The 11334-nt window shown below is 38.3% G+C and carries 4 protein-coding genes; 3 read left to right on the top strand and 1 reads right to left on the bottom strand.

What is annotated here, in order from left to right:
- Positions 1-208 precede the first annotated feature (208 nt).
- Positions 209-757 (bottom strand): hypothetical protein, encoded by a 549-nt coding sequence (locus L1266_RS21290; protein ID WP_036973812.1) that lies wholly within the window; start codon positions 755-757, stop codon positions 209-211.
- 183 nt (positions 758-940) lie between these two features.
- On the opposite strand from L1266_RS21290, the gene L1266_RS21285 reads away from it, so the two are divergent.
- From L1266_RS21285 to L1266_RS21275, 3 genes are all read left to right on the top strand, one after another.
- The gene (locus L1266_RS21285) at positions 941-2638 is read left to right on the top strand and encodes a hypothetical protein (RefSeq protein ID WP_235378311.1); all 1698 of its coding nucleotides are present in this window, start codon (positions 941-943) and stop codon (positions 2636-2638) included.
- A gap of 91 nt (positions 2639-2729) precedes the next feature.
- The gene (locus tag L1266_RS21280; RefSeq protein WP_235378310.1) at positions 2730-8654 is read left to right on the top strand and encodes a conjugal transfer protein TraG N-terminal domain-containing protein; all 5925 of its coding nucleotides are present in this window, start codon (positions 2730-2732) and stop codon (positions 8652-8654) included.
- An 8-nt stretch (positions 8655-8662) separates the two neighbouring features.
- Positions 8663-10495 carry a UvrD-helicase domain-containing protein gene (locus tag L1266_RS21275; RefSeq protein WP_235378309.1) on the top strand — a complete coding sequence of 611 codons (1833 nt, stop codon included), beginning with the start codon at positions 8663-8665 and terminating at the stop codon, positions 10493-10495.
- Positions 10496-11334 lie beyond the last annotated feature (839 nt).

The following is an 11334-nucleotide window of genomic DNA, read 5'->3' as shown; positions in this document are numbered from 1 at the left end:
TGCTTTATAAGTTGCTGGGTACCAATTAGGTGCCTTCGTGAAGGCTTGAGCCGTATGCAGTGAAAGTTGCACGTACGGTTCTTAGGAGGGCGACACTTGGTAACAGGTGTCGTCTATCCGACAGAAACGAGTTACGCTTGAAGGTTAGCTATTGGCAGCAAGCCGCCCTTTTGGAAATAGGTGTTAAAGAGAAGTATTAAAAGATTTCCTATAAATTACATTCATTAATCAATAACTGACTTATAGAGTCAGACTTTTTTGATAGTTTAAGGAGCTCATCATCCTTTGAAGGGGCTGTTGAATAGTTGAATTCTGAGCTAGAAAGAGTGTTCTTGATTTCTAAATAGTTAGATGAGAATTTTTGACAAAATTCAGTTATCTCCGCGTTAACTATTTCTTCGGAATTTTTCTTGTTCCTCATGTATAACTTGTAGTTCTCCGTTACAACTTCTAAAGCTGCATGATCGTAGCGTATGGTCGCAATCACTTCACTATCTTCGATTGTATAATCAACAATATTAACAGAAATAGGTCGTAAGATGTTGGCCTTCTCGCTGTAGCTTGATAAACCGGCTTGAGAATTGTTAACAATGAAATAAGCGCCTAGCTTTTGAGCTGCTTCTTTATATATTAAATCTGCAATGTTGTACTCATTAACCGTGAGGCCGATAGTTTTAAACTTGATAACTCTGACAGTATCAGCCGCATGAGCGCCATGGCTCAATACAAAAATGACTAGTAAAAATACAAATTTCATAAATCCTCCTTCAAGCTGAAAAGTATAAATTATTGAATGCAGGTTTGTGAAAATATAAAAAACACAATGAGGTTTTTTTATAACCTATTGTAAATAATTGATATTTAGTTTTGTTTTTAACCGCTGCACGAAATGAAATTTATGAAATGATTAATACAGTTTTAGTTATTAGAGGTCGTTTTAATGAATTTATTGAAAGCGCTAGCAAATGGGGCTTTTATATCGATTGTATTCCATGCGATCGGGAGTGCTTATGGTGCAGAAAAGGTTAGTGTCAATTTAACGCTCGATAATACCACTGAGTACGACGCACAAGTAATAGAGTATTTACTTCACAAAAAAGCTGTGGAGCAAGCAAAAGTAAACCTCAACACGAATGTTATAAGCGGCAATCAATTATTGCCGAATATAAGGGCAAAACTTAAAGAGCTAAACATTAAGCAAGAGCAAAGTACCCTTAATGCAACGGCTACTTTTGAGTTAGCTGAAGGTCCTGAGTTAATGGCTAATAAGAATACTATTAGGATTTATGACGAAGTATTTCTGTTTAATGGCGTCGAAACAAAACAATCATCAATGAAAAAAAGACTCAAAGAAAAGGTGTTTGAATATAAATTCTTTGCTGATATCCAAAGCAAATTATCTAACCTAGTGACAATATCAGACTATAAAATCAAAGAACCTCAAATTAGTGAAGACCAAATGATTTATGGTGGCCTTAAGCTCTCAGAAGTATTGAACATCCGCGCTTTAGTTGCAGCCCAAAGTTACTCTCGTAAAAGTATCTCAAATGGAGTAAATATTCGAAATGAAGAGTGTGCGCAGCTTGATTCAAATCTGTTAGATGTAAACCCTCAATTTCCATCGATTGGAAAAACTGCACACTGGCCAGAATTTAAAGTAGGTGTATCGATGCTAACACTCCAGCTCTTGACTGGGTTATCTCCAAAAGTTTTAGAAATTGATTTTACTAAAAACTTACTACTATCCGAATTGCAAAAGTCTAGAGCGAGAGTAAAAGACTATAATAGTGACTTATTGCCTTATTCAAATATGTGGGATGCATACAGAGAAAGCATAGAGAACTTCAAAAATGTATTAAATGGGCAGACGTCCAATTTATCTGAAGAATATATGGGGAATATCGAGGCATCACCTTTCCGTCAATATCCGTTTGCAGATGTTAAGCAAGTTACAATGCACCTTAGCTTTGATGAATTAATTAGTGAAGGGGACTACGATGGTATTGAGTTCAATGATTGGTTTTGGGGTCCGAAAAACTACTATGGAGTACGAAGCAGCTATATTAATCGCGTAGATGATTTATCGAGAGGCAAGCCTTACTTTTTTCTTGTGATAGAGGTTTCAGGTGTAAAATTCTATCGAGCTGTCCTAGATATTAACTTTATTCATAACAAGCATAGCTCGGCAAAAGTAAAATTAATTCCAATAGATGTTTTGCCATTTTTACCAGGGTCAGAGTTTAATATCTTTAATCGAACAGACTACCGTAAGTTGTGGCTAAAATCTTTGGAACAAGTATCCGTGACTGATGGTTCAATAAGCAATCGCGCAGTCAATATACTGCCAAAAGAAACAACTGATTGTTTGCCCGATACGTTTGCTTTTGATGTAACACTAAGTGAGTTGTTTGCTTTTAGAAAGGGGCAGACTGCATTACTCGACGGTGACTTTAACCCGGTAAAAAATTCACATGGAGACTACGTTGTTAATCAGAATGGTTTTCTAGGTTTAATGTCTACAGAAGAGCCCGCCTTTCCCGTATCTGTCAGTATGATGGGTAACTCGATAAATATTAGCTACTACAAAGACCATAAAATTGGGGATATAAGCGTTTATTTTGAGAAAAAGGTATTTTAATCAAAAAATACTGAAATTCAGTTGAAAATCACGCTTTTAAAATTTTTTTCAATTTTAAGATTAAGCCAGACTCAATATTCTGGCTTTTTTTATGGATTTTACAATTTACTCAATCGGTGAAACAGCGTTCATGTATGAGGTTCTAATGGGCCTTCGAAGAATGTTTGATTTTGGCTTTTCATCTTTGCATATTTTGATAGGTGCTACAGCTCTACTTTCACTGATGACTCTTGTAGTAAAAAGTTGGATCAACCCAAACTCTAACCCAGTACTATCTTGGTTTATTGGGCTTTGTATGTTCATGGTCTTGTGTGGTCCATTTTCTAAAGTAGATGTTGTTATTGAGTCGGTAAGAACTGGAGATGTGTATTATGTGAATGATGCACCTGGCATAGCAGCTGTTATTGCAATGATGACCTCAGGAATGTATGGGCTTTCACGAGATTATGAAGATTCATTCGCCTCACCGGATGGTTATCAGGCCGGTCAATTTCTCGATCCAATGAGGGCGCTAGTGGCGCTTGATAAATTTGGATATATGGGCTCTGAAGAACTAGATTCAGGCGTTAATGCCCAAAGGTACAGAATCAAAACATCTACAATGAACTACCTTCAAGACTGTGTAATTTGGGATCTTCAAGTTGGTGGCAATGACGCTGAGCTAAATGCTGACAAAATAAAAAATGCCCCAATGGAAAACTTCCTTGAGTCTATAAGAATTAATACACCATCAAGAAGCACTTATATTCAAATAGACACTCCTGCCATGGAGCTATTAACATGCCCAAACGCATACTTGAAGCTCAAAAGTTACTTTGATAGCTCAAGTTTCAGAGAGATGACTGACAGGTTTTTGCAGAAAGAAAATGTAAAACCACAAGATGTTGAAGCCGGGGCGGAATCGATTTCTGCATTAAGCGCGACAATGAATGCATATCATTTAGCGACGGGAAGGTATTTATCAAATGTTTTTGCTGAAGCTGCTGCAAAAAGTGGGGATATGCAAGGGCTCCGCTCTGAACTTACTTTAATAGAAACAAAGTCTCAGCGACATTACCAAATGGCCGCTGATAGAAACCTAGCTTTGGAGCTATCAATTGGTTTTGCAACCTTCATTGAGGCCTTTGTGTTTTTCTTGATCCCAGTTATTGCAATCATGCTTGTAATGGGTGCTGAAGCTATGAAATCAGCTGCTATGTTCTTTGGGGTAACTGTGTGGGTTAACTTGTGGCCGGTAACCATGAGTGCGGTTAACCTTTTTACTTTACTTGCTATTCAAGGTCGATTTACATCAGTGTCAGCTGGTGGCGGTGGTGTAAGTGCAATCACATTTGGTATGTGGGGGCATAGCATGTCAACAATCGAATCATTTATTGCAGTGGCAAGTAGTTTGGCTGCTGCAGTTCCTATGCTCACTTTATATATACTGCATAGGGGTGTTCACACCATGATGGGTGTATCTAATAAGACGTCTCCTGATACAAATATTGATTCAAAGAAATTGTCACCGGATGTCACAACATCTGCAAATGGAGGTAAAGCAAGTCAAGGTGATACTACTATGCAAGCCAGTGATGTTCATTCCTCATATGGGCAATGGAGCCAAGCTCAACTGAATGGTGGACAACGAAATGATGTAAGTATTAATCCGGGTGGCGCAGGGCCAGCCTCGGGTTACCTTAAACAGTCATCAGCTGAGTTGTCAGCGATTGGCTCTAGAAATACTCAATTGGCAAATACTGAAGCCGCTAGCCAAACATTACAAAAAACTGCCACTGATAGTAAATCTGCTACTTTAGATTCAATCAAAGGGTATAAACAAGGAGAGTCATTTGAGAGTGTGGATACTTCACAATTATCAGAGGACGAAGCTTTCTTAGCGGCACAAACCGCAGCATATGCAACTGAAAATAACATGAGTTTATCTGATGCATATGATCACGTATTACAGGGCTCGGCAAGCATGGTAGCAAAGGGGGCTCCATCAATAGCAGGGTTTGGTTTAGGTGCTGATGCGAAAGCAGCGATCACAGCAAAAGCGGCATCACAAAAGCAAGTAGGCGCCTCAGAAAGATTGTCAGAGGACGAACGTGCACAAGTTTCTGAATCGATAAAAGCAAACTGGGGGAATGCAGTAAAAATGGCTCAATCATCGAGCAGTGATAACTCAGTTGCAAGTAAAGAGGCGGTTTCCCGACAGGAAGCTGTTACAAATGCTCATACAAATATGCTTCAAGCTCAAGCCCTTGAAGCTGAGGGGAATACAGCTAGCTCCGCTTCAAAAGTAATGACGCAAATGAATGCAGGTGAGGTTCAAAACTCAACCACAGGAGCAAATAAAGCATCAATCGGTTCAATTGTTTCAACACTTTCAGATGAGCAGCAGCATGTTCTTTTAGGTAGTTTGATTGGTGATGAAGGCTTAAATAGTTTATCTGGTGACAAGAGAAGTGCTTTAATTTCTGAGCTGGGAGATAGGTTCGACTACCACAAAGAGCAGGTAAATAAAGGTGATAACGCGAGATTACCAGAAAGCCAAAAAAATAATATTGCTTTGGCCAATACGGTTACTGATGCAATCGCAAGAATGTCTGGAAATACTGAAGTGCTGTCTACAGATCATAATGGTAACCAACTTCCTCTTTCAACTGGAGTTACAGCACTAAAACAAGCTAATACCGAAAGAGGAGCTTCTGCAGGCTTAATGAGAGAACTAGGTGAAACACTACAAGCGCCGAGCCTAATTTCATTTAGTGACCAATTGAATGGATATAAACCGAGTGATAATTCACATATTCCAAAACCTGAAGATAATACTGGCATAGACACCAACACTTTAAGTAATGATGTAAATAGTGGCATAAAGACTGATCCAATAAACATGTTCAATAATGAGCGTAATGCACAAGCATTTGCTGAACACAAAGAGCAATCTCAAAACGAGGTTAGTAGTAGAGGGGCATCTGGTACAGGTGCTGTTAAAGCTAAGGGTGAGGATGTTGTTTCTGAGTCAGAAGATAAAAATGCAAATAATTTAGCGCATGCATTTGGATCATTAAAAGTATTAGGCTCAGAATCTAATGAATTATCTGGCGGTGTAGTTAGTTCTATTGGCTCACTATTCACCTCTTCAGTGGGTGAGGCTGTTACGGATGAGTTTAAGAAGTCTGGTAATGGTGAAGGTATTAATTCGAATCTAATTGAAATGGGTTTTAGTGTTTTATCAAGCAATACACCAGAAGCTATTAGAAACTTACTAACTAGCGCAGCAAATGGTGAAGGTTCGATTATTAATGGTGAACGCTTATCTCCAAATGAAACACTAATGTATGCTGGGGCTGTTCAAACAGCAATGCGCCCTGAGTCTCTAGCTGCCTTCAATGAAAGTTTAAATTCAAACTCAGCTCTTCTTGCTTCAACGCTACCTAATAACCCTTACAGAAATGCTCAAGAAAATATCTCAGCTGTACAGGAGATGAGAGAGAATGAATCAATTAATAATGCCCTGAAGAGTAGTGAGTTAATTGCGGCATACTCAGCATTGGCAAACCTTGATGACGGTCAAATTGAGGACGTAATTGCAGCCACGAAAGGAGATGATAGTTTCTTAGGTATTAATGATGCTAAATACGCTCGTCATTTAGAAGCGCTAAATGAGTTATCCCCACAGTTAGGTTTAGAACCTCAGTACAACCCATCAAGGTATAAAGATGAGCCAAGTCAAAAAGGTAGTTTGGAATCAGTAAACTACGACTCTCAAGCTAGCTCAATGGCTGGGTTTGCTGGATTAAATGAGAGAGAAAATTTAGATCGAACTGAAAACAGATCGAAACCTAGTGGCCAAGGTCTTGTTGAGGGTATTACCAAAGGAAATTATGACCAAGATGCCAAAGAGATAGCTAAATATGCGTTAGCAAACTTTAATGCAACTGGTGATACATCAGGAGTTAGCTTTAAGGAACTTAATGATCGAAATTTAGATAATTTTAAATCAGCACAAGTTTCTAGTCGAGAATTTAGTATTCCTGATTTTACTAACATCACCCCTAAAGCAATGGAAGATCTGAATAAGATGAGGGATGCACTTTTAATTGCAGGTAAAGATAGCGAGGCAGAAACACTAACAAATACAATTGCTTCTATTACTTCAGATGAGCAAACTAAAAATGGGTATGAATCAAGTGCATCTAAGGAGCATGAAAGCCAAGTAATTAATAACGCAATTCACTCAGAAGGTGTTTCTAGTAAAGCGAAGGAGTTTGCCGCGAACGCCCTTTATGGCACAAGCGATACTCCAAGAAATCTTTCTCATGATGACATGAGAGATCTACTTACAATAAACAACTTACTAAGTACAGCTCCAGAAGCACAAAGAACATTAAGTGAAGCGATCACAACTGCCTTCACACCGAATTATAGTGATGCCGGTACTAAAGAAGCAAATCCACCTGTAAACAGCCTTAATTCAAGCGAAGCCTCAGTGCCGCAACAGTCTGTAAATGAAAGTGATTATGATAAGAGCTCTGTCACACAACAGAATGCACTGAGCGTAACACCAAAAAGCTTATCAGTTGATAATAACCGTGGTGAAGAAATAGAAGAAACCCCTATCAAGCCAAGTGAGGTAAATAGTGGGGTTAACAGTACTGGTAAAGATGAAAGCGGGAATGTTCTATCTAAAGAGTCATCGATTGCAGGCAATGATTCAAGGGATCGTATTGATACCTACCAATATTCTGGCACAAAAGATGATTCTTATCCGAATACTACAGATTCAGGTCGTTCTTTAGTGGGCACACAATCAGAAAACCTTCAGGCTTCAGTAAGTAATGGCGGCACATTAAATAGTGAGGTTGGTTCTACTGGCAGTACCACTAGTCCAGGGTTGCAAAGCAGCCCTGCGAGTACAGACCAATCAGAAAGCCTTAAGGCATCGGCAAGTACTGGCGGTAAGTTAAATAGTGAGAATAGTTCGACTGATCGCAATGCTAGTCCAGAGTTGCAAAGCAGCCTTGTGAGTCCAGACCAATCAGAAAGCCTTCAGGCATCGGCAAGTACTGGCGGTAAGTTAAATAGTGAGAATGGTTCGACTGATCGCAATGCTAGTCCAGAGTTGCAAAGCAGCCTTGTGAGTCCAGACCAATCAGAAAGCCTTCAGGCATCGGCAAGTGGTGGCGGTACGTTAAATAGTGAGAATGGTTCGACTGATCGCAATGCTAGTCCAGAGTTGCAAAGCAGCCTTGTAAGTCCAGACCAATCAGAAAACCTTCAGGCATCGGTAAATACTGGCGGTACGTTAAATAGTGAGAGCGGTTTAAGTGACCGCACAGCTAGTCCTGAGTTGCAAAGCAGTCCTGTGAGTCTAGACCAATCAGAAAGCCTTCAGGCATCGGTAAATACTGGCGGTACGTTAAATAGTGAGAGCGGTTTAAGTGACCGCACAGCTAGTCCAGAGTTGCAAAGCAGTCCTGTGAGTCCAGACCAATCAGAAAACCTTCAGGCATCGGCAAGTGGTGGTTCTATTGTTGCTGAGCCTAGTCTAAAACCTGACACAAGCGGTGATAATGTGCAGACTCAATCACAGTTAATTGCTTCTAATTCTTCTCAGAAAGGTGAGTCTTTTGAACAATCTAACTCAGATGAAAGTCCAGTTTTGAACAACTCTAATTCTGAGAACCTAAGTTTTAATGAAACAAACGCTGGTGAAGCAGCGATGGTTAACAATAGAGAAAATTCAATTGAAGAGAGAAACCCGTCTGGCCTACATCCTGTAGCTGGTGGTGAAGTCACTATGACCGAGTCACAAGAGGTTGGATTAAGGAAAGTTCTTGATAATACAGAAATGAGCAATGATGCATTATTAAAAGCGGAAAATATCTTGTCTCTAGGTACAAATTCCAATTTGAGCTCATTTACAAAGGAAGAAAAAGCAGAGCTTTTAGATTTGGCTGACAATCTAGAGGCAAATAATTACATAGCTGAATCATTACAAATCAAAAGAACGTTGGAGAGCTAACATTGACGATGACATTAGAGCAAGAATCAGCAGCTAACGATGTTAATAATCACTCTTTGATTCTTGCTACAGCAGGTAGTGGTAAAACAAAAACATTAATTGAAAAAGTAAAAAACGTACTAAAAAAATCATATGACAGGAAGGTTATTCTCGTTACATTTACAAATGCGGCCGTCAACGAAATGCAAGAAAGGTTGGAGATAGCTCTTCCACAATCATCAATAAATAGAGTTTCTGTAACTACATTTCACAGGCAGTTTCTTAACCAAACAAAGAAACTCATGCAAGGTAAGCTACTAATTGGAGCAACATACTTCAACTTTATTGAGAGGTTGAAGAATTACATCGAAAATGAGCACCTACTACCGGAGTTAAAAGTAACATTCAATGACATTACGAGCATTTTGAATGATCAGCCATTAGATGAAAAAAAAGGGTTTGATAAAGACGCTGTTAAGCTAGTTAAAGAATGTTATCAAGAGTTAAAGATAAAGAACCACCTTTATGACTTAGATGACGCAACCAGGCGCGCGGTAGAAGGAACTTTAAGTGGGGAAATACCGCTATTAAATTGTACAGACCTAATGATTGATGAGTTTCAAGACACAGATTTACTACAATATGAGTGGATTGCCCTGCAGGGGCGCGGAGGGATTAATCTAACACCTGTTGGAGATGATGATCAAAGTATCTACTCATGGAGAGGCGCTAGAAGTTATGAAACAATGCTTAAGTTTAAAGATGAATTTAAACCCAATATTCATATGCTTGCAAAGTGTTTTAGATGTAGACCTGAAATAATAGATGCCAGTAAAAATCTAATAGAATTTAATAAAGATAGAATTCCCAAAGGTATGGTCTCGGGGAAGGAAATTGGTGGCACTGTTAAAACATACATACATAAATTTAAAAAAAGTATGCTGTTAACATTTTTGGAGAACTACAATAAATATGATGGTGAGTGGGCGATCCTAAGCAGAACTAATGTTGCATTGGACTCAATAGAAGAGTTTCTGATAGAACATGAAGTAGCGTATTCAAGAAACAATCAAACAAGTATTTTTAAAACAAGCGCTGGTGATTTTGTAATTAAACTGTGTTCTTATCTTTTAAATAAGTTTGCACACTACCATTTGTCAGAAGTTTTAGGGTACTTAAAAGAGGATGAGAACCTAATTCCTTTAATTTCTGAAAGTATCAAGAGTAATTCTGATATTGAGTCATATCTAAATAATTATGGTCAATCAATTAATGGAACGGCTTTTGAAATGTTCTATTCAAATTATTATTTATTTGAAAACACTCATGATTCCAAAGAGATAAACACCAGAATTGATTTGTTGATTGATTTCATCATAGAGCGCCGCTCAAAAGGCGACAAGCTGAATAAATGCGCTGTTGAAACATTACTTCTTGAAGGGCTCAAGACAAAAACAGGCTCTTGGTTCGAAAGAATCAAGCTTTACTCAGATAAAATTAAAGAGCAAAACAGTAAATCTGAAATTGATAAATCAGTGGTAACTTTAACCACATACCATGGCTCTAAAGGTCTAGAGTGGACTAATGTGGCTATTTTTGATGTTATCCAGGAAACGATGCCAAATATGCAGTCACCAATCGATGAGGAAAGACGTTTGCTGTTTGTTGGGATGACACGCGCTGAGCAACGGTTATTTATTCATAGCTACTTAAATAAGGCTGATATTGATGATTTAAAGGATGTGGGTGAATTGGCACTATTCAAAAAAGATTACGAATATAGCCCACCAATAACATCAGATATTAATGATGTTTGTTTTCCAAGCGAGTTTATCGAAGAGATTTACTACACTAACGATTAATCTGTAGTAGATTAATCTGTAGTAGTGTGATTACGTCAAAATCGCTTGGTACTTATACCGTCAGTATCCCTTGGTAATCACACTTATTCAATTAATCACTGTTCAATTAATCACACTTATTCAATTAATCACACTTATTCAATTAATCAAATGTTGTTTGCCTTATTTCGGGAAATTTAATCTTTTGTATTGTTGACTAAAAATTTATAAGCAATTATATTGATTATAACCCTAGAGGTTCAGCCTTTAGGGTTAACCAATCAACACAGACTATCAACGTAACAACCACTCTTCTGAGTCATTATCGGAATACAAATTTCCAATAATGATTTCTCAATCCACTTTACCTTTTAGGTCCTTGATTTTTGCACTATGCATAATTATGCCTATTGGTATTTAAAGTGGCTTCTAGCTGTTGAAGTTAAATCTCAGCGTTAATACCTTCTTGGTATTAAGACGGTTGAAGTGATTCTTTCACAAATACCTAACCAATTCCTATACGGGATACTCTTCTGTATAGGAATCGAAATCTCATTCGATGCGACCGCTATACAGATCTACTTATTTTTAGTTCTGCGTTTTCGGTCAAATGCATTGGAGGAGATTATGGATATCATTCTTATATTACTGGCGTGCACATATGTTGCAATCAAAATTCACAGCATTATCGTTAAGCCAATTCTATCAATAGCTAGTTCAAGCTGGGGTTAATTTGAACATTAGGCTTGCGCAATCTCACCCTTTCAAGGGCGAGTCAAGCAAGAGGTAACTAGTCTTTTTTCTGACTTAAAGCGCGTGAAGTTTTTACGGCTCTTTCACTTGGCGGTGTGTTTTGATTT

It is taken from the genome of Pseudoalteromonas sp. Cn5-37, assembly GCF_021532495.1.
Lineage (GTDB): Bacteria > Pseudomonadota > Gammaproteobacteria > Enterobacterales > Alteromonadaceae > Pseudoalteromonas > Pseudoalteromonas simplex.
This window is presented reverse-complemented; position numbering and strand designations above follow the sequence as displayed.

Excerpts from the sequence above, each read along its gene's own strand:
- L1266_RS21290 (WP_036973812.1), bottom strand. The coding sequence starts at position 757 with ATGAAATTTGTATTTTTACTAGTCATTTTTGTATTGAGCCATGGCGCT.
- L1266_RS21285 (WP_235378311.1), top strand. The coding sequence starts at position 941 with ATGAATTTATTGAAAGCGCTAGCAAATGGGGCTTTTATATCGATTGTA.
- L1266_RS21280 (WP_235378310.1), top strand. The coding sequence starts at position 2,730 with ATGGATTTTACAATTTACTCAATCGGTGAAACAGCGTTCATGTATGAG.
- L1266_RS21275 (WP_235378309.1), top strand. The coding sequence starts at position 8,663 with ATGACATTAGAGCAAGAATCAGCAGCTAACGATGTTAATAATCACTCT.